Genomic DNA, 24,661 nt, shown 5'->3' on the forward strand with positions numbered 1-24,661 from the left:
CCGGCTACTGCCACCGGGACGCTTTGGAGCTGATGTCGTAAACGAATCGGCTCGTCGTGGCCAATGCTGCTGACCGTGCCGCGTGCGACTGTGCCGCGTCGAGTCGTCGGCTGGGAGGCCGATGTCGTAAACGATTCAGCTCCAAAGCGTCCCGGTGGCAGTACCGCGCTGGGGCGACTACCCCGCCAGCAGCGCAGTCGGGCGACTACCCCACCCCGTGGGATCAGCCGGTCCGTCAGCCGAGGGCGGGGACGTCGACGCCGAGGACTGCCTGCTCGTCGGGGCGGTGCACCAGCACGTCGGACAGGTACGACTGGACCGCGTGGCGCATCCCCACGTCCCGGCCGGCCTGCTCGGAGAGCAGCCACTTGTGCTCGATGATCTGCGCGAACAGCTCCTGCGGCTCCAACTTGCGCCGCAGGTGGGCGGGCACGGCCCGGACGACCGGCTCGAAGACCTCGGTGAGCCAGCGGTGCGCCGCCTGCTGCTCGTCGGTCAGATCGCTCTCCGCACGGTAGGCGTCGAGGTCGTTGAGCAGCTTGCGGGCCTGGTTCTCCTCGGCGTCCAGGCCGGTCAGCCGCAGTAGCCGCCGCGTGTGGTAGCCGGCGTCGACGACCTTCGGCCGGACCAGGTAACGCCCGTCCGCGGCGCTCGACATGGCGACCTCGGCCACGTCGAAACCCAGGTCGTTGAGGCGACGGATCCGGCCCTCGATGTCGTGCCGTGCCTGCCGCTCGATCGCCTGCTCGTAGGTGATCTCGTGCCACAGCCGCTCGTAACGCTGCACGACCTCCTCGCAGACCACCTCCGGGTCGATGGACTCGTGCAGCAGCCCGGCGGCCTGCAGGTCCAACGCCTCTCCGAAGATGTTCACCCGGGCGATCTCCAGGTCCTCGCCGCGTTGCCCGTTGGAGAGCGAATTGTGCAGCGCCCCCGTCTCCGCGTCGACCAGGTAGGCGGCGAAGGCTCCCGCGTCCCGGCGGAACAGCGTGTTCGACAGCGAGCAGTCGCCCCAGAAGAAGCCGGTCAGGTGCATCCGCACGATCAGGGCGGCGAGCGCGTCGAGCAGCCGGCTCATCGTCTCCGGCCGCAGGGTGTGCGAGAAGAGCGCCCGGTACGGCAGCGAGAACTGGAGGTGCCGGGTGATCAGCACCGATTCGAGGGGCTCGCCGTCCTCGGTCTGCCGGTCGGCGACGACGGCCACCGCCTCCACCGACGGGAAGTCGATGCGCTCCAACGCCCGCAGCAGGTCGTACTCCCGCTCGGCGATCCGCTCCCGGGTCTCCTTGAAGGCGTACACGTAGTCGCCCAACCGGACGAACCGGACGATGTGCCGGGAGATGCCCTGGGGCAGCGCGACCAGGTGCTGGGCAGGCCACTCCTCCAGCGGCGTCGACCACGGGAGGTCGAGCAGCGCCGGGTCGACGAGGGCAGACGTGATCCGCACGGGGACAAGCATGACGGGTCACCCCCGCATCCGCCGCACATCGTGGCTGGGCCCACAGCGCCGCACATCCCGGCCGGTAGCGTGGTCGCGTGCTCAAACCCACGGGTGTACGACGTGACCTGCGGCTCCGGGCCGTCCGGCCGGCCGGCTGGTGGTTCGACGCCCTGCTGCTGGCCGGTTTCGGGGCGGTGACCCTGGCGCTCGCCAACGGGGCGCTGCTCGGGCTGGACCTCGCGGTCCGGGACTGGGCCTACGCCCATCACCCGGCGCCGATCTACTGGACGGCGCGGGCGTTCAACTTCCTCGGGCAGGGTGGTTGGCTGCTGATGCCGATCGCCGGGGCTCTCGGCCTGGCCGTCGCGTGGCGTTCCCGCACGGTTCGGCCGCTGCTGCTGCTGGCGGCGACATTCGTGCTCCTGTACCTGACGGTCGGCCCGCTCAAGATCGTGACCGATCGGGCAGCGCCCAGCTCGGATCTGCCGCCGGCTCAGTCCGTCCGGATCTTCAACGACCTGCCGCCCACCGAGTACGACCTCTCCTATCCGTCGGGGCACGTCGCCAACGCGATCGTCTGGTACGGGGTGATCGCCGTGCTGCTGACCGCGCTGACGGCCGGACGACTGCACCCGAGCGTGTACCGCCTGATCCGTTTCGCACCGCCGGCGATCCTGCTGGTCACCACGACGTACTTGAACTTCCACTGGCTCACCGACGGCGTCGCGGCCCTACTGCTCGGCCTCTTCCTGGACCGGCTGCTGCACCGGGTGCCGTGGGACGATGTGCCGATCCCCGGCCGGTTGCGCGAGTGGGACCGGCCGTTCACGTCGTACACCTAGGGTTTCCGCTCATGGATCAACTGGCGCGGCGGCTGGGCGTACCCGATGCGGTTGTCATCGGGTTGGGCTCGATGCTCGGCGCGGGCGTCTTCGTGGTCTTCGCCCCGGCCGCGGCGGCGGCCGGCGGCGCCGGTCTGCTGCCCGCGCTGGTGCTCGCCGGCTTCGTGGCCTTCTGCAACGCGACCAGCTCAGCGCGGCTGGCGGCCCGGTATCCGGAGTCCGGCGGGACCTACGTCTACGGGCGGGAACGCCTCGGCCCGCTGGCGGGATTCGTGGCGGGCTGGGGGTTCGTGGTCGGCAAGACGGCGAGCTGCGCGGCGATGGCGCTGACCATCGGGGCGTACCTGTGGCCGGGGCAGACCCGGCTCGTCGCCGTCGGCGCGGTGCTCGCGGTGACCGCCGTGAACCTGCGCGGCATCGGCAAGACGGCCACCGCCACGAAGGCGCTCGTCGCGCTGGTGCTCGCCGTGCTGGCCCTCGTCGCCGTCGTCGGTCTGGTCGGCGGGCCGGTGCACCTGGACCGGCTGACCGATGCCGGCGGCTCCGCCCGGGGTGTGCTCACCGCCGCCGGGTTGCTGTTCTTCGCCTTCGCCGGGTACGCGCGGATCGCCACGCTCGGCGAGGAGGTCCGCGACCCGGAGCGGACCATCCCCCGTGCGGTGCCGCTGGCACTGGGAGCGGTGCTGGCGATCTACCTGGTCCTGGCCGTGATCACGCTCGGCGTGCTCGGCGCCGACCGGCTGGCCGGGTCCGCAGCGCCCCTGGTCGACGTGGTGACCGCCGCCGGGCTGCCCGGCCTGGCCTGGGCGATCCGGGCCGGGGCGACCATCGCCGTCGTCGGGGTGCTGCTCTCCCTCGTCGCCGGGGTCGGCCGCACCACGCTCGCCATGGCCCGCCGGCGCGACCTGCCCGGCGCGCTGGCCGCCGTGCACCCCGTGCGCCGGGTACCGCACCGCGCCGAGCTGGCCGTCGCCGCCGTGGTGATCGTGGTGGTGCTGCTCGGCGACGTACGGCAGGCGATCGGCTTCTCCAGCTGCACGGTGCTGGTCTACTACGCGATCACCAACGCGGCGGCGCTCACGTTGGGCCGGGACCCGGACCGGCGGCTACCGGTGCAGGTGCTCGCCGGGCTCGGGCTGGTCGGTTGCCTGCTGCTCGCGCTCAACCTGCCGCTGGGGAGCGTCCTCGCCGGCCTCGGCGTACTCGCCGCCGGTGCCGTGTGGCACGGCCTGCGGCAGCGGGGTCGCTAGACCGGCGGGCGGGGCGGCCTGCCGGGTCAGCCAGTCCAGGCCGCGTCGGCGGGCGACCACGGTGAGCCGGTCACCGGCGAAGATCACCTGTCGCGGGTCGAGGTCCTTCCACCAGATCGTCCTCGCGCCACCGGCCGGGGTCCGGGCGATCAGCCGGACCTGCCCGTCCCGGTTGACGGTGTCCAACGGCCGGCCGTCCAGCTCGGAGCCGGCGGCGACCGGCACCTCGGCGACCGGCAGCGCGTGCCGGTCGACCGGGATGGTGGTGATGACCGCGCGTTCGGTGAGCGCGCCGATGAAGGCCGGCGCCGCCAGATAGGACACCGATCGGGACACCCCGAGCGCGAAGGTCTCCTCGACCCGCTCGGCGAAGTCACCGTCGAAGAGCCGCAACACCACCCGCAGGTCGTCGCGGAGGTCGCGGGCGGCCAGGGCCGCCTCCAGGTTGGCGACGTCGTCGGTGGACGCCACCACCAGCGCCTGACAGTTCGCCACCGACGCGGCGGCCAGGGTCTCGGGCAGCGCGGCATCACCGACGACCAGCGGCACCTCCAACTGGCGGGCCAGGGCCGCGCCACGCGGCGCCGGGTCCTTGTCGATCGCCACGACCTCGACGTCGTACTCACGCAGTTGGGCCATCACCCGCGTGCCGACGTTGCCGAGGCCGATCACCACGACGTGCCCGGCGCGGGCCGGTTGCAGCAGACCGGTGTGCAGGGCGAGACGGGCGTTGACGATGCCGTCCACGACGACGGCGGTGATCAGCGGGATCAGCGCGAGCCCGGCCAGGTTGAGCACCACCTGCATGATCTGGGCGTCGGCCGCCTTGCCGGTGTCCGGATCGGCGCCGCTGAGCGTGGTGACCAACGTCAGGTACAGCGCCTCCAGCGGCGAGACGTTCTCGGCGCGGGAGATCAGCGCGCCCAACACCGCGATCACGGCCAGCACCAGCATCACCGCGATGCCGATCTTGCGGGTGGCGAAGCCGCGTACGGCACGCACCAGCACCGCGACCGGACGGCGTCGACGTCTGGCCCGGACCAGCCGCCGCGCGGCGACCTCGGTGCCCGGCGGCTGACCGGTCGCCTCGGCGAGCACCAGGTCCGCTCCGGCCTGCTCGGCCGGCAGCAGCTCCACCCCCTGTCGCCCGTCGGGGCGGGCCAACGCGCACACCACGTCCTGCGTCCGCACGTCGGCACGCCGCGCCACCCGCAACGTCTTGTCCCGGTGCTGGAAGGAACTGGGGTCGACCTCGCCGAGCGCGGCGGCCACGAACGCCGGGGCGGCCATCTCGGCATCGGAGAGCACCTCGACGGGCGCCCTGATCAGCTTGCGGACGCCGTCGGCGAGGGTGCCGTTGAACATTCGCAGCACCTGCCGGACGCGTTGGTCGACGGCCTGCGCGCAGAGCGCGGCGTGCAGATTGCCCACGTCGTCCTGGTGCAGCAGGGCCAGTCCGGTCGCCCCGGCCAGCCCGGCGGCCTCGAAGGTCCCCACGTCCAGGCGCTCCGAGCGGATCACGCGGACGCCGCGCAGACTCGCCACGTCCGGACCGGTGCTGCGGTAGCGCTCCGGCACCACGACGGTCACCCGTGCGCCACCCACGGGCAGGTCGGATTCGAGCAGCGCGCGGGCCACGTAGTAGGCGAGGGCGTCCCGGCCACAGATCACGTAGTGCGGGCGCGGGTCGCCGGCGGAGCGGAGCCGCCAGTTCCACTCGACCGCCCGTCGCGCCCGGTCCCGCCACGGCTCCGCCATGCCCGGATCGTAACCAGCACGATCACCCTGGGCGACCCGACCCGGATCGTCCCCACCGCAGGCATGGCGACCCGGGCCGTGGGTAGAGCACCTGCCATGCAGACCTTCCTCCCGTACCCGGACTTTCTGGCCAGCGCCCGCGCGCTCGACCAGAAGCGGCTGGGCAAGCAGCGGGTGGAGGCCATCCAGGTGCTGCGCGGGCTCACCTGGCCGGGGTACGGGTGGCGCAACCACCCGGCGGTGAAGATGTGGGCCGGGTACGAGGAGGCGCTGACCCGGTACGGGCTGGACATGTGTGCCGTCTGGACCGAACCGGGCCGGGCGGACACCTGTGCCACCACGTTGACCGTCGACCTCGCCGCCGCCTGCGGGGCAGGTGTCGTACGCACCCAGGACGAGCTGGCCAGCGCCGGTGACCTGCCGCCCTGGCTCGGCCGTGACGACCTGCACCTGAGCCACCGTTCCTCCCTGCTGCGCAAGGACCCGACGCACTACGGCCCGATCTTCGACGCCGACACGCCGGACGACCTGGAGTACGTCTGGCCCGCGTCCGACCGCGCGCCGCGCTGCCTGCCGTAGGAGACTGGCGGCAGACGAGGGAGGTGCCCGTGGCGCTGTCGCGTGTGGTGGGTCGGCTCATCGGCGTACGCCAGCATGAGGTGGACCCCGGCGGTGGTGGCGCCGACCGCGTGCCGCGACCGGTCGCGGCGGTCGTGGTGGGCGGTGGCATCGCCGGCATGTCGGCGGCTGTGGTGCTCGCCGAGCGTGGCGTCGACGTGACCGTGCTGGAGGCGGCGCCGACCATCGGTGGGCGGCTCGGCGCCTGGCCGGAGGCCCTGCCCGACGGGGAGCAGCAGAACGAGCACGGCTTCCACGCGTTCTTCCGGCAGTACTACAACTGGCGGTCCATCCTCCGTCGTGTCGAACCGGACCTGGGCTTTCTCAAACCGATCCCGGGCTATCCGATCCTGAGCGCCGAGTGGCCGACCGAGGAGTTCGGCAAGCTGCCCCCCGCGCCTCCGGCGAACCTGCTCGCGCTGCTGCTGCGCAGTCCCAGCCTGCGCCTGGCGGACCTGCGGTCGATGGACCGGGACGCGGCGTTGCCGCTGCTCACCTACGATCCGGTCCGCACCTACGCCGAGCTGGACGACACGACGGCCGACGATTTGCTGGCGTCACTGCGGCTGCCGGACCGGGCGCGGGCGATGCTGTTCGAGGTCTTCTCCCACTCGTTCTTCAACCACGAGGCGGAGATGTCGGCGGCCGAGATGGTCGCCCAGTTCCACTTCTACCTGCTCGGCAATCCGGAGGGGCTGGCCTTCGACTGCCCGGACGAGGACTATGCGACGGCGATCTGGCAGCCGCTGACGCGGCACGTGGAGAAGCACGGCGGTCGTGTGCTGACCCGCTCCGCCGCGACGGGGGTGCACCGCGACGGCGACTGTTGGCGGGTGACGACCACCGACGGCGGCGACCACCGGGCGGCCCACGTGGTGCTGGCCGTCGACCCGCCGGCGCTCGCCGCGCTGGTGGCGGCCTCTCCCGACCTGGTCGCGCGGGCGCCGGAGCTGGCGGAACGGATGCCGCGCTTCGGCAGGCCCGGCCCGCCGTACGCGGTGGCGCGGTACTGGTGTGACGGCGACGTCGCCGCCGACCGGGCGGTGTTCAGCGGCGTGTCCCGGCAGCCCACACTGGACTCGGTGACGCTGTACCACCGGCTGGAGAACGAGTCGCGGCGCTGGGCGCGCGGGACCGGTGGTTCGGTCGTCGAGTTGCACGCGTACGCCTGCGAGCCCGGTGTGCCGGCCGATGAGTTGGCCGAGCGGATGCGCCGCGAGCTGGTCGCGCTCTGGCCGGAGGCTTCGGCGCTGCGGGTCCGCGAGCTGCGCGCACGGGTGGAGGCGCAGGCACCGGCGTTCACGCCGGGCAGCCACGCCTGGCGTCCGGGGGTCCGCACCGAGGCGCCGGGTGTCTATCTGGCCGGCGACGGGATCGCGACGGACTTCCCGAGCGCCCTGATGGAACGCTCCGCGGCGACCGGAATCATCGCGGCGAACCACATCCTGCGGGCACAGGGCGCCGCGACCGAGCCGGTGCGCTCGGTCCGCCCGCGTGGCCTGCTGGCCGGGCGGGTCACCCCAAACCGACAAAAAGCGACATAAGCGACGGTACGCTGCCGTACGCTCGATTGATCAACCGTCGATCGATCGGGCGGGAGGGCAGCGGCGATGTCACCACTGCACCGCGCCGGCGCGGCGGACGTACGACCGGCCGACGAGGCCGCCCGGGACGACGCGTACCCGCTGATCCGTGACGAGCGCGCCTGCGTCGTCACCGCGCTGCGGCTGGGCTGGTGGATGGCGGACGCCTACCACCACGGACAGCACGCCGAGCCGGGGCCGGCCACGCCGGCCCATCCACCGGCCAAGCTCTCCAACCTGACCGAGATGTCACTCCCCCGCCGGATGCGGATGTACCTCGACGGCGTCGATGTCGCGCTGGCCCAGATCTCCGCGCTCACCCGGCACACCGGTTCGTTGCCCGACACGTCCGCCGCCCGCACGCGCCTACCCGACCTGGACCGGCTACCCGACCTGGACCGGCTGCCCGATCTGGACCGGCTGCCCGATCGGGAACAGCCGCACCTGGTCGACACCGAACCGCTGCTGCTCGCTCTCGACGACCTCAACGTGGACGTGTTGCGCTGGGCGATGGCCACCAACCTCCGGGTCGGACTGGCCTACCGGCTGGGCCGCTCCCTGGCCGACACGGTCCGGCCCGGTGACGCCGCCCAACTGCTGCGCCGGTTCGACGGCCGGCAGGTCCAGATCAGCCGGTGGTTGGACGAGTTGGCGAGCGTGCTGCCGCCGTACTCGGCCGCGGTGGTGCGCCGCTCGCTGGCCGCCTGGGCGGTAGCCGTGGAACGGGCCGGCCGGGGTGACCCGGCCGAACCGGAGCCCGCCGAGCTGAGCCGCGAGCTGCGGAACCAGGGTGACCTGTGGCGCGGCGTGCTCACCGGCGGCCTGCACCCGCGTGACCTGCTCGACGAGGAGGACTACGCGGTGGTCGCCCGGAACCTGATCATCCGGGACCGGCGGCTGGTGGCCCAGGCCGCCCGGGGCATCTTCTGGCCGGTGCTGGTGCCACTGCTGGTGGTGCTCTTCGCGCTGGTCGGGGTGAGCGCCGCCGCGGCGGCCGGTTCACCGACCACGCGGGCCGCCGTGGCCCTGCTCGGCCTGGGCGCCGGGCTGGCCGCCATCTGGCGCTCCGTCTCGGGACCCGCGCTGGCGGTCGCCGGCGAGGTCAACCGGCCGCTGCTGGACAGCGAACTCACCGTGCGGATGGCGCTGCGTCTGGACCGGCCACTGACGGCCGCCCGTCGCACGGCGGGGGCCACTCCCCGCACCCGGCGTCCGCGTGCTCCCGAGGAGCCGGGCAGCCGATCGAAATACGTTGCCCCTCTCTCCCGTGCGGACCTACCGTGATCGCGCACGGTCAACCACCACCGAGGGAGCAGCTCATGACGATGTCGCACGTCACCACCGTGCCGTCGTCGCTGCTCACCGGTCGCGGTCGGCCGGCGGAACACCCCCGGGCGGGCCGGCCCGGCTGACGCGTACCCGTACGCCGAGCCGCCCGTCCGAACGCCGGACCGGGCGGCTCTTCGCTGTCCGTCGCCACTGTCGAAAGGAGTCCCGGTGGACGCCGTTCTCGTCGTCAACGCCGACCTCGGCCCGTTGCACCGGGTCACCGTCCAACACGCCGTCCGGATGCTCTGCCGACGGGTGGCCGAGATCCACGAGGCGGAGCCCGATCGGGTGATCGGCGTCTTCCCACTGCCCCGGGTGGTGCGGCTGGTCCGCTACGTGGTCACCCGGTGGCGGTTCAACGCCGGGCCGGCCTGGTCACGGGCCGGAGTGCTGCGCCGCGACGACCGCTGCTGCGCGTACTGCGGTGGCCCCGCCTCAACCATCGACCACATCCTGCCGCGTTCCCGGGGTGGCCGGAACACGTGGCGAAACACCACCGCCGCCTGCTACGGCTGCAACCAGCGCAAGGGTGACCGTACGCCGGCGGAGGCGGGCATGCCGCTGCGCCGCGAGCCGGTGAACCCGGGCTGGTCGGCTCTCGCCGGGCGGTGACCGACCGGCCGGCGGGAACGGGGGGCCGCGTCCGGGGTACGCCCCGGCGCGGCACCCGTCGGCCCCGGTCAGGCGGCGCGCTCGGTGACCTTCGGCTTCGGCCGCCCGGCGGCGCAGTGGACCCGGATCTCGCTGCTGTGCTCGGGTGAGGTCAACTCGACCTGGACCTGCTTCGCCGGCCCCGCGTCGTACGGCTCCGCCTGGTAACCCGACGCGGGGGTGACCGTGAGCAGCTCGGCCGATCCCCCGACGCAGCGGACGGTGACTGTCCCGCCCTGGGCGCGCACGGTCACCCCCGGGGCCTGGGCGGGCGGGGAGGCGGTCGTGGGGGCGGCCGTCGGCGCGAGGGTCGGCGAGGGCTGACCAGGGGGCGGCGTCCGGGCCGGGCCCGCTCCGGGGCCAGGGCGGGGAGCGGCCGACGTGGCAGGGGCCGTCGGGTCGGCGGGCGGGCGCACAGTGGACGGTTCGGGCTGCGCGACGTCCTGCGGCAGCCCCACCGTGGTGGTGTCACCCGTGCCGACGCCGGTTTCCGGAGTGGCGCCGTCGTGCCGTCGTGCGCTGTAGTCGCCGAGCGACCCGGCCACCGCCACGGCGGCGATCACCGCCCCGCCGACCACCAGCGCCAGCCGGTGGCGACGCCAGGACCGACGCCGGGGGGCGCGGTTCACGCCGTCGGTCGACTGGGCGGACGCGCCGTCATCCACCTCCGGGTCCGCACCCGCTGCGTCCGTACGCTCCGGGGTCGCGGCCTCATCCGCGGCCGCCGGCCCGGGAGCAGTGGTCGCACCGGCCAGCCCGGAGACGACCGTGAGCAGGATGCGGGCCACTTCGGCCGCCGGGGGCCGGTCGTCGGGGTTCCGGGCCAGACACCAGTGGTAGAGCCGGTGGACCTCGGCGGGCACCCGGTCGATCTCGGGTAGCGGGTCCGGATCGACGTGCACGTGTGCGCGGAGCATCCCGGTCTGCGTCTCGGCGGCCCACGGCAGCCGACCGGTGAGCGTCCGGTGCAGGAGCAGGCCGAGCGCGTACACGTCGGAGGCCGGCAGGACCTCGCCGGCCGCCAGTCGCTCCGGGGCGAGGTACGCGGGCGTGCCGAGCAGCCGGCCGTCGAAGTCGATCTCGGAGTCACCGGCGGCCGCCGCGATACCGAAGTCGAGCACCTTCGCGCCGGTGGGGGTGAGCATCACGTTGCCCGGTTTCACGTCCCGGTGCACCAGCCCCTGGGCGTGCGCCGCCGAGAGGGCCGACGCCACCTCGGCACAGACCCGCAGCGCGGCGCGTGGCGGCAACGGCCCGGCGAGCAGCCGTCTTTCGAGGGTGTCGCCGTTGAGCAGTTCCAGCACCACGAACGGCACCTGGACACCGTCGAGACGCGACTCGCCGAAGTCGTAGACGTTTGTGACGTGCGGGTGCGACAACCGAGCTGCCGCCTTGGCCTCGGCCCCGATCCGCTGCCGGGCGTTGGGGTCCGAAGCGACGAGCACCTTCACCGCCACGTCCCGTTCGAGCACGTCGTCGTACGCCCGGTACACCACCGACATGCCGCCGCTGCCGAGACGCTCCAGGAGCCGGTAGCGGCCCGCGAGCAACTGATCACGCTGCACGACCGACAGACTGCCGTACGACTCACGTTCAGCACCACCCGGGATCGAGGTTTCGCAATGGGTGGAACCGCGGTGGCTGCCGCCGAGGACCGGTTACCGGGCTCGACTCGGGTTGCAGGACATCGGCGTGTCCCCGCGCACGGGACACCCCGCCTTCCTGGAACCCGACTGGATCAGGGGCCGGGTCCGGCAGCTTCAGCGCTCGGTCGGTGCCCGCCAGGCGAAGCGGGGCGTACGGCGCTCGGCCATGGCCGCCACGCCCTCGCGGGCCTCGCCGCTGTCCGCGACCTTCCGGTGCCACCAGGCGATCCGGGCCGGCCCCGCGCGGTCGTCCACGATCTCCTTGGCGGCGGCGACGCTCAGCGCCGACCGTTTGGCGATCGTCGCGGTGACGTCGTCCATCCGCTCGGCGAGGCGGTCGCCCGGCAGCACCTCGTCGACCAGACCGATCCGCAGGGCCCGCTCGGCGTCGATCAACTCGGCGGTGAAAAGAAGGTGCTTCGCCGCCGACGGGCCGACCAGCCGCGCCAGCCGGCGCGTCGTCGGCGCCGGATAGACCAGCCCGAGCCGGGCCGGAGGTACGCCGAACCGGGCGTCCTCCGACGCTATCCGCAGGTCACAGGCGACCGCGAGCTGCGCGCCTCCCCCGACGCAGGCGCCCCGGATCGCGGCGATCGTCGGCTTGGCGAAGCTTGCCAGCCGCTCCTCGGCGGCGACCGCGATGCTGGTGTCGCCGGCGTCCAGCAGCTCGGCCAGATCGCCCAGGTCGGCGCCGGCGCAGAAGGCGTCGCCCGCGCCGGTGAGCACCAGGGCCCGTACGTCGGGGTCGGGTTCCAGCCGGTCGAGCAGTTCGGGGAGCTGCCGCCACATGGCCGCCGTCATCGCGTTCCGGCGGGCCGATTGTGGATCACGACGGTCGCCACCGGTCCGGTCACCGCGACAGTCAACTCCGCGTCCGACACGCAAACCCCTCCTCCAACGCCACCCGAACCGACCCAGATTGCCAGAACGGCCCGGACGCGAACCCGGCGACCACCGTTGCGGTGGTCGCCGGGCCCGGGGTGTCGGTCAGGTCAGGAGACGTTGACCGCCGTGTCGTCGACGACGAAGGACGTCTGGAGCGAGGAGTCCTCCGTGCCGGTGAACTTCAGGGTGACGGTCTGACCGGCGTACCCGGCCAGGGAGAAGGACTTCTGGCTGTAGCCGGAGGCCTTGTTCAGGTTGGAGTAGGTCGCCAGCGTGGCCAGCACCGTCCCGCCCGAGTTGAGCACCTGCACGTTGAGCTTGTCGTACGCGGTGCTGGTGGTCGTCTCGGCCGAGTCGATGTGCAGCCAGAAGCTCAGCGTGTACGACGAGCACCCGGCCGGGAGGGCCACCGACTGGGCGAGCGTGTCGGTGTGGGTGCTGCCGTACCCGTTCAGCCATGCCTTGTACGACCCACCGTGTGCCGCCTGGCCGCTGGAGTTGGTGATCACCCCGGAACTGGCCGTCCAGCCGGTGCCGCCCGACTCGAAGCCCGGGTTGGCCAGCTTCTGGCCCGCCGAGGTGCAGCCGCCGCCGGTGCCGTTCACGGTCAACGTGTAGGTCGCGGTACGGGTGACCGATCCCGCGCCGTTCACGGTGACCGAGTAGGTGCCCGGTGGGGTGCTCGCGGAGGTGCTGATGGTGAGGGTGGACGACCCGCCCGAGGTCACCGAGGCGGGGCTGAACGCGGCGCTCGCGCCGCTGGGCAGGCCGGACGCGGAGAACGTCACGGTCTGCGCCGAGCCGCTCGTGGTGGCGGTCGACACGGTGGTGGAGACCGCGCTGCCCGGGTTCACCGAGCCGGCGGTCGGCGACAGCGACACGGAGAAGTCGTTGCCGGTGGAGCAGGGCGCGTCGTTACCGGCGACGTTGACCGCCGTCCAGGCGGCCTGCACGGCCTTGTACTCGGTCGAGCAGCTGCCGTACAGGTCGGTGGCCGCCCGCAGGCTGTAGGCCCGGGCCGTGTTCGCCGGGTTGCTGGTGTTGACGTACGACGTGTTGGAGGTGAAGTAGACGTCCAGGGCGCGGTACCAGATCTTCTCCGCCTTGGTACGACCGATGCCGGTCACCGCCGGGGCGGAGCCGCAGACCGGCGAGGTGCCGTACGAGGTCGCGCCGGTGCCCTCGGCGAGGTTGAAGTAGAAGTGGTTGCCGACGCCGGAGGAGTAGTGCACGTCCTTGTTCTTGGTGCTGGTGGACCAGCAGGAGTCGGACGCGCCGTCGAGCGACGGGTTGTACATGTAGCGCAGCGGCGTACCGTTGCCATTGATGTTGATCTTCTCACCGACCTGGTAGTCACCCGGGTCGCTCGGCGCGGCGGCGTAGAACTCCACCATGTTGCCGAAGATGTCGCTGGTGGACTCGTTGAGGCCACCGGACTCGCCGGAGTAGACCAGGCCGGCCAGCGCCTCGGTGACACCGTGGCTCATCTCGTGCCCGGCCACGTCCAGCGCGACCAGCGGGCGGGCGTTGCTCGACCCGTCGCCGTAGGTCATCTGGGCGCCGTCCCAGAAGGCGTTGACGTAGTTGTTGCCGTAGTGGACCCGGCTCGGCACACCGCTGCCGTTGCCGAAGATGCCGTTACGGCCGTGGACGTTCTTGAAGTAGTCGAATGTCTTGGCCGCGCCGAAGTGCGCGTCCACGGCGGCGGACTGCCGGCTGGAGGTGGTGCCGGTGCCCCACGCGTTGTCCGCGTCGGTGAACGTGGTGCAGGACGACGTGCCGTTGTTCATGTCGCAGGTACGGCCGTTGCCGCGCACCGGGTCGACCATCTGGTACGTGCTGCCGGAGAGCGTCGTGTCGATGCTCACCGTGCCGGTGTAGAGGCCCTGGCCGCTGCCGGTGACCGACACGATCTCGTCGTACGACCCGACGGTCGCGCCGGAGGTGGCGTCGGTGATGACGTGCAGCCGCGACGGCGTCTGCCCGTCCGGCTGCCAGCCGGCGACCACCGTCTCCCAGGCCAGTCGGCCCTTGCCCGAGCTGGCGTCGACGAACAGTTCGGGAGTGCCCACGGTCTCGGCCTTGCCGGTGAATCCGGCGCGGGCCGTCTTCTTCGCCGCGTCGGCGCTGACCCGTGGCGTGGTGAGGAGGGTCAGCGGTGCGGCGAGTCCGACCGAACTGCCGGCGTACGTGCCGTTCGGCGCGGTGTGGATGACGAAGTCACCGCCGTACACCCGCAGTCCCTGGTAGGTGCGGGTGTAGCGGGTGTGCGCCGCGCCGGAGGCGTCCAACCGGGTGCTCTGCACCTGGTAGGACTCGGCGCCGGAACCCTGGACGGCGCCGGGGTTCGTTCGCAGGACGGTCGCCGCTCGGGCCGCGGCGGAGGCGTCCGGCGCGGGAGCGGGAGGTGCGGCGGCGTGCGCCGCGGTGGCGACGCAGGTCAACAGGCCACTGGTGAGCAGCGCTGCGCTGACGGCCGCGAGGGGTCGTTTCACGTGCCCTCCTGGAAGGAGAAAGGGTGTGACGGGGGTAGTCACGCATGTAGATATAGCTATGCGTTGAAGAAAAGAGAAGTCTTCGACCGCTCCCAGACATTGAGATTGGCCGAACGGATGAGTGCCTTGACAAGGGAACCAACGCCGGCATCGGCACGTCCGACGGACATGAGATCCGCCTCCACGACCGGCGTCACCATCGCGCTCCTGGCCGCTCTCCTGGCCGGCTGCACCGGCACCGACCGGTCCGCCACCCCCACCGACCTGCCACCGGGCACCGGCGCGACCGCGGGCCCGGACCTCTCGAACATCCCCGCGCCGAGCGGCATGGTCCCGAGCGGGCCTGTGCCGAGCGGCCCGGCCCCGAGCGGCGCTGCGCCGAGCGGCCCGAAGGCCGACGACCGGGCTCGGGTCGCGCTGTTCCGCTCCGGTGGCTTCGCCGGGCGCGGCGACAACATCACCGTCGAGCCGGACGGGCGGTGGACCGTGGTGGACCGGGGCGGCGGCCGTCGTACCGGCAAACTCGGCACCGCCGACCTGGGCCGGCTGCACGGACTGGCCGCCGACCCACGGCTGAGCGCCGAGGCCCGTCGCACGGCCACCACGTCGAGCTGCGCCGACGCGTTCAGCTACCGCCTCACCGTCGGGACCGTCGAGACCGGGTACGTCGACTGCCCCGCCGATCCCGCGCCGCCGCCCGCCACCCGGGAACTCGTCGAGCTGCTGCTGAAGGTCACCGCCTGACGGCAGGTCACACGAGGTAGTCCGGGGGAAGACCGGTGCCCCGCAGCTCGGCCGGCAGGTGCGCCACGTCGTTGACGGCGATCAGGTTCGGCGGCCCGGCCGGGCCGTACCGGATGACGGTCAACCCCGCGTTGTGGTGGTTCACACCCAGCCACCGCCGCTCCGGCGCGTCCAGGGCGTGCCGGATCAGCCAGGCGATCAGGAAGGTGTGCGTCACCACCAGCTCGCGGACCGGCTCCCCCTCGCCCGCCGCGTCGTCGGGGGCGGCCGGTCCGGTGAAGCGCCGCACGGCCTCCGCCGTCACGCGCGGCCCGTCGGCCCGCTCGACCGCCGAAAATCCGGCCAGGAACGTGGCGTACGCCGACGGCAGGCCGGTCGGGTCCGTGTCGTGCGGGAGGTGGTCACCGGCCAGCTCGGTGGCGTACACCGGAACGCCGGGCAGTGCCGCGGCGACCACTTCGGCGGTCTGCGCGGCCCGGCGCAGCGGCCCGTGGTGGACGGCCGCGAACGACCGGCCCCGCAGCCGCTCGCCGAGCAGCGCCGCCTGCCGCCGGCCGCGCTCGGACAGGCCGGTGTCCGGCTCGGTCGCGCCCGTGTCGGTGTGCCCGGTGAGGTCCTGCTCGCCGTGTCGGGTCAGGTACAGCAGCCGCGTTCGCATGCCGTACACCCCAACACACCGGAGGGCGCGGTGCTGGCCCGCGCCCTCCGGTTGCTTGATCTTGTGGCTACGCCCGGGGGAACATCTGGCCGATACGGATCTTGTTCCCGAACGGGTCCCGGATGCCGAAGTCGATCCCGTACGGGCGCTCGGTCGGCTCGTCGGTGATCTCGACGCCCTTCGCCACCAGGTCCTCGTGGGTCTTGTGGGCGTCGTCGGTGGTCATGAAGAGGTACCCGCCCAGGGCGCCCTTGGTGAGCAGCTCCCGCACCTGCTCGGCCGTCGCCGGGTCCAACGCCGGCGGGCCGGGCTTCTCCAACAGGATCTCGCGCTCCGGGTCGCCGGGCAGGTTGACCGTCAGCCAGCGCATGAAGCCGAGATCCTGATCGGTGTTGACCTCCATGCCGAGCTTGTTCACGTAGAAGTCAAGCGCCTCGTCCTGGTCGAGGACGTAGATCTGGGAGCGGCTGATCGCGTTCATCGTCATGCCCATGACCGTAAAGGGTGGCCCTGACCTGCTGCTTATCCAAAACTGCTGGGACGCGTCCACGCCTTGGTGAAGCAGGACGGCACGTTGCCGGCGGCCACGCGGCGACGCCGGAAATCCGAGGGCGACTCCCCCACGATCTGCCGGAACGTCCGGCTGAACGTGCCCAGGCTGCCGAAGCCGACCGCGTAGCAGATGTCCGTCACGTCCCGGTCGGTCTCCACCAACAGCGTCATGGCCCGCTCCACCCGGCGGCGTTGCAGGTAGCGGTGCGGCGTCTCACCGAAGGTCGCCCGGAACGTCCGGATGAAGTGCGCCTCGGAGACGTGCGCGATCCGGGCCAGTGCCGGGATGTCCAGCGGTTCGGCGTACGCCCGGTCCATCGCGTCACGGGCGCGCAACATCGCCCGGTTGGACTCCTCCACGGCCCGGCTCACCGTGGGCCCCCGGGCGGCAGGATCGGCGTCTGCGTCACGTCCTGATCGCGCAGCTTGGCGTACACGACCTCGGACGTGAACCCGCCGATGAACCCGATGGCCAGCACGAAGAAGACCAACTGCCGGGCCGCGTCACCGTCGAGCAGGTCGGGATTGGTGCTGAGCTGCGCCGCCACGAACAGCAGGAAGGCGATGACACCGGCGGCCGACCCCAACGCCGCCGCCCGCAACCAGTTGCCGTTGCCGTCGTACGCGTTGCGCACGATCGCGCCCCACACCGACGCGAACATCGGCGCGGCCACCAGGACCGCCACGTTCTGCCACCCACCGGCCGGCGCGGCGTACGCCAACGGGATCGTGGCCAGGGCCAGCAGGAGCAGGACCAGCGCGGTGACCAGGCCCGCCACCGTACGCCGACCGGCTGCGCCCTCGGCCTCGCGGGCGGCGCGTTCCTCCTCGCCGCGGCGTCGCACCTGCGCGCACAACGCGGCGACGATCGGGCCGGCAGCGCCCGTCTGCCACGGACGGGCCAGGAGCGCCACCTCCTCCTCGGTGGCGACGCCGCGCTCGTCGGTGAGTCGTTGCCAGGTCTTCTCCGCTCCGCCGCCGAACGCCGCGACCGCCGCGACCGGGATACGACGGGACAGGCCGATGAGCCCGGCGATGAACGTGGAGCGTCCACCGCCCACCAGCAGCAGCGCGTCGGCCGTCAGCAGCCACCGGTAGAAGCTGACCTCCCAGTCGTCGGTCGGCTCGGGCACGACGGTGAACAACTCCGGATGCCGCTGGACCTCCTCGAAATCCACGTCCTGCTGGTACCGCCCACGGACCAGAATCGACCCGTGCATCGCCCGGCCGGAACTTACGTAACCGCGCACGACATCGCGTTCCAGGTAGTCGGGATCGCTGGAGTAAACGACGATGCGACAGCCCTGCCGCGCGAGCTCCGCGCCCATCTCGGCCGCCGCCCCGGGAGCGGCCTCGGGATCGCGTACGGCGGGCGAGTAGGAGCGGTTGACCTGGGCGCTGCCGGCGATCGCGACGAGCGGGCTCATGCGACTCCTCGACGGTCGGGTGATACCCGAACTATAGGAGTGGCCGACCATCGATGGCCCGTGCCGCCCGCACAGCCAGGGGTACGCCGGGGTCGGTGTCAACGGCCCAGGCCTTGTCGGCCGTTGCACCAGAAGGGGGCTACTACCAGTCGAGGTACGACTGCGGATTGCAGCCCAGCCACTCCACGTTGCCGTCACCGTCGTCGTCGTATTCGAAGATATCGGTGATGTCCGAGTCGGACAGCCACCCGTACTGGTTCGTTCCTGCGATGCGGACGTACCACCACATGTTTCCGTACTGGTTGAAGTAGTAGCAGTAGTAGTAAACCCTGGAGCCTGCGGTGACCCGGTTCGCGTTGGGGCAGGCCGATTCGGGTGCCGTTCTCAGGTAGAAGCTGCGGTCGACGGTCGCCGCTCCCTCGCCGTTCAGGATCCTCGGCTGTCGGCAGTCGGTAGCAGCGCGGGCCGGCTCTGCCATGGCGAGGACCGGAGTGACCGCCGCCACAGCGGCGAGGACGACAGCAGCGAGGATCGCTCGGAAGCGTGGTGCGGCATTGAATCCTGTTCTCATAAGTCGACCCTCTTTTATCCGTCGCCGGATATCGTTGACTCCGCGTGCCGACTCATTGACTCCAGGTGCCGATCCCACGCACCCCGCTACCCGAGGTCACCTGGTGGACGCTGCTCGAACACAGAAGCGGCAGCAGGCCGAGCGGGACGCTCTCGTGAGCGCCCTTGCTGCCAGACGGTCAACTCGCGGCAGCGCCGGTCGGGAAAAAGCCTTGTGGAATTGGAGCCCCCGGCCGGGATCGAACCGGCGACATCTCGCTTACAATCTCTGTGCACCGCGTCCGCCGTCGGCCGCCCGCGTCCGTGACCTCGCGACTGTTCGCAGCCGGCGCCCGACCGCTGTCCCTGTCCGGGCCGGTTGCTGTCTCTCTGCTGTCAACGAGGGCTAGGCGACACGCAAACTTTCGAGGTCTGCGACTGATGGTGACGAAGGATAATACCCCTCACTCGCCGTCAGCGCTGTTCCAAAAGTCGCGTAATGCCCGTTCAGTGTTCGATTTTAATTCACGCAATGACGCCACCAGGTATTGCTCTTGGTCCGACAGGTAACGATTCGCACTGATCTGACCCATCAGGCCGTCAATCTTACCCTCAAGCGCAGCTACGCATATATTGGCCGCTTCATTATAACCATCAGCGAATGCGCCATCCGCGCGAGCAGCGGCAGAATCCCGGATCGCCCCGAGGACTCTCGCCCCCAGCCCGTTCTCACTGAGCATGCCAACCTCCGCACTCCGCGACCGATGTTCCGTCGATCAACTTTACCGCTCGAACTAAGGGCGGAGGCGACACCTCACCCAGCCGATCTCGCAGGGAGACTCGATCCCTGAGTCCCTCGCGTGACTTCGGGGTAAGGACAAAAGGGGCGGATCGGTGCGCGCAGGATCTCGGTGTGGTCACCTATGACATCGCCGCCCGCGGCAGACATGACGATTGCGGCCCGATCCGCTCTAGGGAACCCGATTGCTAACTTGTGGTGGTTGGTCATGGGCTTCAGCTCACCTCGGATGTGTCGGATGACTGACTACTTTGCCGCTCTCTCAACTGGCACCGTCCCTTCTATACGGGCGGCAGGCTCTGGGCAACGCGCGGCTGCCCCTCCGGTGGTAGGTTCGCCAGGATCTAGAGTGCTTAGCTGTCGGCCTAGTTGCCGTCCAGGGCAGATAAGGAGTCCGCCGATGAGCGGCAATACTCCCCTAAGGTTCCTCGGGGTTGGCAACCTGCTCGACCGCGAGTACCGCAACAGTCCGGCTTATCAGTGGGGGCGCGAGCTGGCCCGCAACGGCATCGAGGCCGACGCCAAGGTCATCCGATTCGGTGTCGAGTGGGAAGGCGTCAAGGCCACCGGCACATACCGGATGCAGTACGCCGACGACGGTCACGGCATGACCAAGGATCAACTCCGCGAGTACATGCTAACGCTCGGCAAGGGCGGAAAGATCGTCGGCGGCGCTCACGATAACTATGCACTCGGAAGCCGCATGACCCTGCTGCCATGGAACCCGAACGGTGTCGTTGTGATCTCCATGGTCGACGGCATCTCATACATGGTGAAGATGATGTTCGACCCGGACGCCGCCAACGGCGAGGGCGAGTATGTCCTTGAGGAAGTCAACTGGGAAGGCGACGGCGACGAGGGACTCGCAACCGTCTACCCGCCCTACGTCGACGACGTGCTCGGGTTCGACTGGGCCGATACGGTGCCGGACTTTATTGGAAAGGCCGGTCACGGCACAACCTTCATCCTGCTGGGCCGAAATGACGCAGATAATACGATCAACGGCGACAGCGAGCGCGGCGAGCGCCACCGTTTTCTGGGCCGCAAGTACTTCAACACGCGATTCTGGGACATACCAGAGGGCATAACCCTTCAGGTAATGGAGATGCCCGCAGAGCCAGCAGCATGGCCAAAGTCTCCCGCCGAGTCCAATAAGTTCCAGTTCCGCAGGGTCCGTGGGGGCAAGTCACTGGTGGAGTACACTACCCGCACCGGCGACGAATTCATCGCTTCGAAAGGTCAGATAGATCTCGCAGAGGGCACGCAGGTGCAATGGTGGCTTCGAACGGTGCCGAAAGTGGACACCGGTGGCCTGGGCGCCACGTCCGGCTACATCGGGGTGCTATACCGGGGCGAGCTCTATGGGCAGGCCCACGCCGACCAAGAGGACGGGGATACCCGCATCGGCGCAGCGGTGTATCGGCAGTTCGGTATCGGCAGCGACACCGTGCGCCGGCGCGTCTTCCTCATCATCAAGCCTCCCGAATATGATGAGGCGACCGGTGCGGCCGGCGTTGCGCCCTCCACAGGCCGTGCTGATCTCTACTGGATGGGGGCCGGACAGTCGCCCCGGTCGGTGAAGCCGGCGGACTGGTCCGAGGAGTTCGGCGAGAAGCTCCCTAAGGAGATCCTCGACGCGATCAACGCGGAGTACGACGCACGTGACCACGGCGACGATCAAGAGGAGCGGCTCAAGCGAGTCATGGACCGCTTCTCGAAGCGGTGGCGCGCCACACGTGCGCGAACGCAGACCGAGAACACTGACACCACGACCATGCCGACTTCACCGGGGTCCGTGCCCCGAGCGCCGATCGATAGTCCTACACCGCGTCCGCGCAATCCCCGTCAGCGCAAGAAGGTCGTTGTCCGCGGCCGCGCAGGAGAGATAAGCATCGGGCAGCCCGAGACCGGTGACACCCCAGCCAAGACAACGACCGTCTCGGCCGGTGTCCCGGCGGTTCGTTGGGTCAGGACGACTGATATTAACGATCAAGGCATGATCGCTGCTTGGCAGAAGCCGACGGCGCAATTCCCAAACGGCTGCATCGACTTGGACGAGGATCATCCAGTCATCCGATTGCAGATCGAGTACTGGCAGGACCAGTACCCCAGAGCAGTCGCCGCTCAGGTCGAGAAGATTGTCCGCGAAGCCTACGAGGAGGTCGCGGTCGCAAAGGTGTCCCACATGCACGCGCTCGCCGGCACCGTGCTCTCCGAGGAGCAGCGCGACGCCATGCTGCTAAACCCTGCGTTGACCACCGCGTTGCTCGGACTAATCAGTGAGGACGCAGTAATCGGGCCGCGTACCGGCAAGCTCGGCACCAAACGACGGCGCGCGGAGGATACTTACAACGGGAATCCCGAGACAGCGAGAACAGCACCGGCGGCCGAGGCCGCCCCAGCGTAAGCAACCCGCGACGGAAAGCGCAGGAGCGCCACGACGAGTGTCGCAGCGCTCCTGCGTCAGATCATGCGGCGACAGCTGCTGCATCAGCGGTGTCGTCCAGCTGCTCCTCCTCGCGGATGGTCGAGTCGCCGGCGCCCTCCTCGGAGAGATAGGTGTCGAGGATGTCGAGTGCGGTCTCCAACCGAGTCGACCACTCGGAGCGCTCCGAGACGTAGAACCGCGCACGGTCGTCGACGCTCTCCACCTCGCACGACCCGATGACGAAGAGCATCACCTCGATAGCGGCCCTCAGTCGGGGCGTGGCGTCTTGGCCCTTGTAAACGCGGGTGTAGAAGCGATGCGAGGTGTTGAGCCAAACCACCCGCGCTCCGCCGAGCTGCTCGACTCGGTAGAACGGAGCACCCGGGCTGGACTCCTCCTTCACGACGTACGGTCGCTCGATCGTCTCAGCCTGAAGCTCCTTCACGACCTCGATCTTCGGGCGGCCGGTCTTTTCGGCCACCTTCTGGGCCTGGCGTTCAAGGTTCTCCTTGCCGCGCTGCTCCAGTCGTTCCCGGTCGGAGGGCGGCGTCTTGGAGAACTTCTCCGCCTCCGCCATGGTCTTCTCGGAGGGCGTCGGGGCCTTGGAGGAGCCGCTGCCGCGCAGCTTCGCTTTCTCCTTGTCGTACTTAGTACGCATCTGCTGCACAGCCTCGATGAGGCCGTGCTCCTTGAGCTTGTCCCACATGCGGTCCGAGATGACCACGGACTGCTTGCTGGTGGTGATTGAAAACTCTTCGTCGAGCGACGGCGGGAAGTCCAGCTCGACGCCTACATAGCGGTCATCGTTGTTGAAGTAGAGGACGCCGCGCTTAGATCCCACTACATCGATTTGGCGGTGGTTGCGCATCACGATGATGCCGTTGTTGTCCGCACGGATCCGGAAACGTTGGTTGTTCTTGCCGCGCTCCTTACTCTTGTCCACCTGGCCGAATCGGGGCGGCATGTACGAATAGCGCAGAACGACTGGGCACTCCACCCCCTCAGAGTTCGTGACCGTGAAGCGGGCCTCCGGCAGCGCCTCAGCACGCTGGAAGTCCTCGTCGTAATAGAGCGCACCGGGGGTGAGGAAGAGCGGGTCAATAGGCTTGATCTGGGTGCCGTCGACGAAGATATCGAGGTTCCGCAGGTAGTCGCGGTACGTGACGGCGAAGTGGGGCACCAGATTCTGCTTCAGGCCTAGAGCGGTGGTCCAAGTGAGCCGGTCGAGTTTCTCGATGAGCACGATCGTGCCGCTGGACGGCTCGAACTTGAGATCATTGAGCCGGACGGCGAGCGCCGGGGGAAGCGGCGTCACCTTGCCCTCCGGAATGACAATGCGGTGACCGTCGTTGTACTTGCCCTCGCTCATTTCGTCCAGATCGAGGGTGACGCTCGAATACTCCGATGCCGTTCCGGTCTTTGAAAAGACGGTGAAGCGGCGGCCCTGGCTGACCGCCGAGCTAGGCAGACCGTAGCCGTAGCGGCCGAAGCCGTTGCGGTCGTTCTCGCGGTGCGTGCCACCCCAGGCCATGGCCAGGCGGATCATGTCCGCCTCCATGCCGTGACCGTCGTCGGCGACGGCAATCCACGTTGGCTTCTTCCCTGCCGTGTCCCACAGGACGTGGATGCTGTGGGCTCCCGCCTGGTCGGCGTTATCGATCTGCTCGTCCAGGGCGGTACCCGTGTGCTTGTATCCCAGGTCCCGGATGCCCCGGATGAAGGCTGCCGTGTGGGCGATGCCGAAGTCGTGTCCGTGTCGTTTGAGGCTCTCGACGAAGTTGCGCTGCGCGAGGAGATCGGGGTCGGCGGAGAGGCTGCTCGATGTCATGACGGGCTCCAGGAACTCGATGTCGAACTGGGTCTGTTGGTAACGGTCGGCGCTCACGCTGCTACCGCAGTCAGAACCGTGGCGGAGGTGGCGGTGGCAGCCCCGGTGAGGCGGCCTTCGGCCAGCGCCCTGTCGTGGCGCCGCTGGGCCGACTGGGGCCGCATCCCGATCTCACGGGCGATCTGCGCAACGGGGACGTCCTGCCAGTACCGGCGGAAGATGATGTACCTGGTCGTCGGGTCGAGGCCACGGACGAACCGCCGGACGGACTGTGCCGTCAAGGGGTCGATCTCGGGCTCGGGCGCCGCCGGAGCGTCGTAGAGGGTCACGTCCTCGACCGGGATGTCGAAACCGAGGTCCTTGTTCTTGCGCACGTCGCGGTCGGTGCGGACGACGTGTCGCGCGGCCCCCACCAGGTAAGGCCACATGTATCCGTGGAACGGCACACCGGCGGCGGCAGAGTACACGCCGGGCCGGCGGCAGAACTCCTCGCGGACGGCCTGCTCCACGTCCTCGAGATCCTGGGCTTTGGGCTTCGCGGCCAAGGCAGCCCGACGGATAAGCATCTCGTCCTCCGGCGTCAGCGTGTTCGCGCCGAGCACCGGCAGGCTGGTGTTGCTGTGGAGGGAGGGGGGATTGACGGACTTGAGCCCATTGACCATGACGATCTCCTACTCAAGCACCCGGGGGCGCGGGAGGGAGGTCGGCTTCGCCGAGGCGAAGTACGGGCCATCTGAGTCCGCCAACTCTTCGCAGCCTTTTGCGACCACGTTGTGAGAGGACCTCCAGTGTCTCCGCCTACAGAGTGCCAGGCGGTTCCACGAAAAACAGCTGTGCGACCCGGGCAGGCCGCAAGCACGGGTGCGAGAAATACCCTGAATTGGGCAAAAGCGGCAGCAAGCCCCCTACTTCCTCTCCCGAGTCTCGCCTCTCCCGGGGTCTCAACATCGTGACCCGCATCGCGGTGTTGTCACCCAGGCGCCCCCGGGTCACCCCCCCCCCGGCAGATGATGGGCCAGGGGGAGCCGGAGGAGAGGAGCTTCGCTCGGCAGCAGTCCATCGACATCCGACCGGCGCAGGCCAGAGGACAGTTCCGGTTCCTGTGTTGCCTGCCGGGTCGCCACCCTGGGAGGGTCTGTCGTACCTCAGTGGTGAAATAACGGGTGTGTAAGTTAGGA

19 protein-coding genes and 2 pseudogenes are annotated in these 24,661 nt (G+C 70.0%); 8 read left to right on the forward strand and 13 right to left on the reverse strand.

Features of this window, described 5'->3' with window-relative positions:
* Positions 1–235: 235 nt before the first annotated feature.
* Positions 236–1,459 carry a DUF4032 domain-containing protein gene (locus tag ACTFTM_RS29985; RefSeq protein ID WP_449563663.1) on the reverse strand — a complete coding sequence of 408 codons (1,224 nt, stop codon included), beginning with the start codon at positions 1,457–1,459 and terminating at the stop codon, positions 236–238.
* Between the two features lie 107 nt (positions 1,460–1,566).
* Here ACTFTM_RS29985 and ACTFTM_RS29990 point away from each other — a divergent pair, with 107 nt between their 5' ends.
* Positions 1,567–2,283 carry a phosphatase PAP2 family protein gene (locus ACTFTM_RS29990; RefSeq protein ID WP_449566769.1) on the forward strand — a complete coding sequence of 239 codons (717 nt, stop codon included), beginning with the start codon at positions 1,567–1,569 and terminating at the stop codon, positions 2,281–2,283.
* An 11-nt stretch (positions 2,284–2,294) separates the two neighbouring features.
* Positions 2,295–3,533: an APC family permease gene (locus ACTFTM_RS29995; protein ID WP_449563664.1), complete on the forward strand. Its 1,239-nt coding sequence runs from the start codon at positions 2,295–2,297 to the stop codon at positions 3,531–3,533.
* A 411-nt stretch (positions 3,534–3,944) separates the two neighbouring features.
* Here ACTFTM_RS29995 and ACTFTM_RS30000 read toward each other — a convergent pair.
* A pseudogene (locus ACTFTM_RS30000) lies at positions 3,945–5,291 on the reverse strand (potassium channel family protein); the annotation flags it as partial.
* 96 nt (positions 5,292–5,387) lie between these two features.
* On the opposite strand from ACTFTM_RS30000, the gene ACTFTM_RS30005 reads away from it, so the two are divergent.
* The 4 genes from ACTFTM_RS30005 to ACTFTM_RS30020 all read left to right on the forward strand — a co-directional run bounded on the left by ACTFTM_RS30005 (position 5,388) and on the right by ACTFTM_RS30020 (position 9,433).
* On the forward strand, positions 5,388–5,870 hold the full coding sequence (locus ACTFTM_RS30005; RefSeq protein ID WP_449563665.1) for an MSMEG_6728 family protein: 483 nt from the start codon (positions 5,388–5,390) through the stop codon (positions 5,868–5,870).
* A 29-nt stretch (positions 5,871–5,899) separates the two neighbouring features.
* On the forward strand, positions 5,900–7,453 hold the full coding sequence (locus tag ACTFTM_RS30010) for an FAD-dependent oxidoreductase (RefSeq protein ID WP_449563666.1): 1,554 nt from the start codon (positions 5,900–5,902) through the stop codon (positions 7,451–7,453).
* A gap of 66 nt (positions 7,454–7,519) precedes the next feature.
* Complete coding sequence (locus ACTFTM_RS30015) at positions 7,520–8,776, forward strand: hypothetical protein (RefSeq protein ID WP_449563667.1); 1,257 nt, start codon at positions 7,520–7,522, stop codon at positions 8,774–8,776.
* Positions 8,777–8,989: 213 nt separating this feature from the next.
* Complete coding sequence (locus ACTFTM_RS30020) at positions 8,990–9,433, forward strand: HNH endonuclease (protein ID WP_449563668.1); 444 nt, start codon at positions 8,990–8,992, stop codon at positions 9,431–9,433.
* Between the two features lie 68 nt (positions 9,434–9,501).
* Here ACTFTM_RS30020 and ACTFTM_RS30025 read toward each other — a convergent pair whose 3' ends face one another.
* From ACTFTM_RS30025 to ACTFTM_RS30035, 3 genes and pseudogenes are all read right to left on the reverse strand, one after another.
* On the reverse strand, positions 9,502–11,037 hold the full coding sequence (locus tag ACTFTM_RS30025) for a protein kinase domain-containing protein (protein WP_449563669.1): 1,536 nt from the start codon (positions 11,035–11,037) through the stop codon (positions 9,502–9,504).
* 195 nt (positions 11,038–11,232) lie between these two features.
* A pseudogene (locus ACTFTM_RS30030) lies at positions 11,233–11,999 on the reverse strand (enoyl-CoA hydratase/isomerase family protein).
* 111 nt (positions 12,000–12,110) lie between these two features.
* On the reverse strand, positions 12,111–14,498 hold the full coding sequence (locus ACTFTM_RS30035) for a M4 family metallopeptidase (RefSeq protein WP_449563670.1): 2,388 nt from the start codon (positions 14,496–14,498) through the stop codon (positions 12,111–12,113).
* 168 nt (positions 14,499–14,666) lie between these two features.
* On the opposite strand from ACTFTM_RS30035, the gene ACTFTM_RS30040 reads away from it, so the two are divergent.
* Entirely contained in the window at positions 14,667–15,242 is a 576-nt protein-coding gene (locus ACTFTM_RS30040; RefSeq protein ID WP_449563671.1) for a hypothetical protein, read from the forward strand.
* A gap of 7 nt (positions 15,243–15,249) precedes the next feature.
* Here ACTFTM_RS30040 and ACTFTM_RS30045 read toward each other — a convergent pair whose 3' ends face one another.
* The 6 genes from ACTFTM_RS30045 to ACTFTM_RS30070 form a co-directional block, all read right to left on the reverse strand.
* A complete protein-coding gene (locus tag ACTFTM_RS30045) occupies positions 15,250–15,900 on the reverse strand; it encodes a histidine phosphatase family protein (RefSeq protein WP_449563672.1) in 651 nt (216 codons plus the stop codon).
* Between the two features lie 67 nt (positions 15,901–15,967).
* The gene (locus tag ACTFTM_RS30050) at positions 15,968–16,387 is read right to left on the reverse strand and encodes a VOC family protein (protein ID WP_355050955.1); all 420 of its coding nucleotides are present in this window, start codon (positions 16,385–16,387) and stop codon (positions 15,968–15,970) included.
* 35 nt (positions 16,388–16,422) lie between these two features.
* Positions 16,423–16,824, reverse strand: a complete 402-nt coding sequence (locus tag ACTFTM_RS30055) for a helix-turn-helix domain-containing protein (protein WP_449563673.1) — start codon at positions 16,822–16,824, stop codon at positions 16,423–16,425.
* Positions 16,821–17,879: a hypothetical protein gene (locus tag ACTFTM_RS30060; protein ID WP_449563674.1), complete on the reverse strand. Its 1,059-nt coding sequence runs from the start codon at positions 17,877–17,879 to the stop codon at positions 16,821–16,823. Before ACTFTM_RS30060 ends, ACTFTM_RS30055 begins: the two co-directional genes overlap by 4 nt.
* 142 nt (positions 17,880–18,021) lie before the next feature.
* Positions 18,022–18,450: a hypothetical protein gene (locus ACTFTM_RS30065; RefSeq protein ID WP_449566787.1), complete on the reverse strand. Its 429-nt coding sequence runs from the start codon at positions 18,448–18,450 to the stop codon at positions 18,022–18,024.
* Between the two features lie 442 nt (positions 18,451–18,892).
* Positions 18,893–19,168: a hypothetical protein gene (locus ACTFTM_RS30070; RefSeq protein ID WP_449563675.1), complete on the reverse strand. Its 276-nt coding sequence runs from the start codon at positions 19,166–19,168 to the stop codon at positions 18,893–18,895.
* Between the two features lie 459 nt (positions 19,169–19,627).
* On the opposite strand from ACTFTM_RS30070, the gene ACTFTM_RS30075 reads away from it, so the two are divergent.
* The gene (locus ACTFTM_RS30075) at positions 19,628–21,634 is read left to right on the forward strand and encodes a hypothetical protein (protein ID WP_449563676.1); all 2,007 of its coding nucleotides are present in this window, start codon (positions 19,628–19,630) and stop codon (positions 21,632–21,634) included.
* 61 nt (positions 21,635–21,695) lie between these two features.
* Here the strand turns inward: ACTFTM_RS30075 and ACTFTM_RS30080 are convergent, their stop codons facing one another.
* Both ACTFTM_RS30080 and ACTFTM_RS30085 read right to left on the reverse strand, forming a co-directional pair.
* A complete protein-coding gene (locus ACTFTM_RS30080) occupies positions 21,696–23,540 on the reverse strand; it encodes an ATP-binding protein (RefSeq protein WP_449563677.1) in 1,845 nt (614 codons plus the stop codon).
* Entirely contained in the window at positions 23,537–24,145 is a 609-nt protein-coding gene (locus ACTFTM_RS30085; protein ID WP_449563678.1) for a sigma-70 family RNA polymerase sigma factor, read from the reverse strand. The genes ACTFTM_RS30080 and ACTFTM_RS30085 overlap by 4 nt, the downstream gene beginning before the upstream one ends.
* Positions 24,146–24,661: the final 516 nt, after the last annotated feature.

The organism is Micromonospora sp. RB23 (assembly GCF_053585025.1).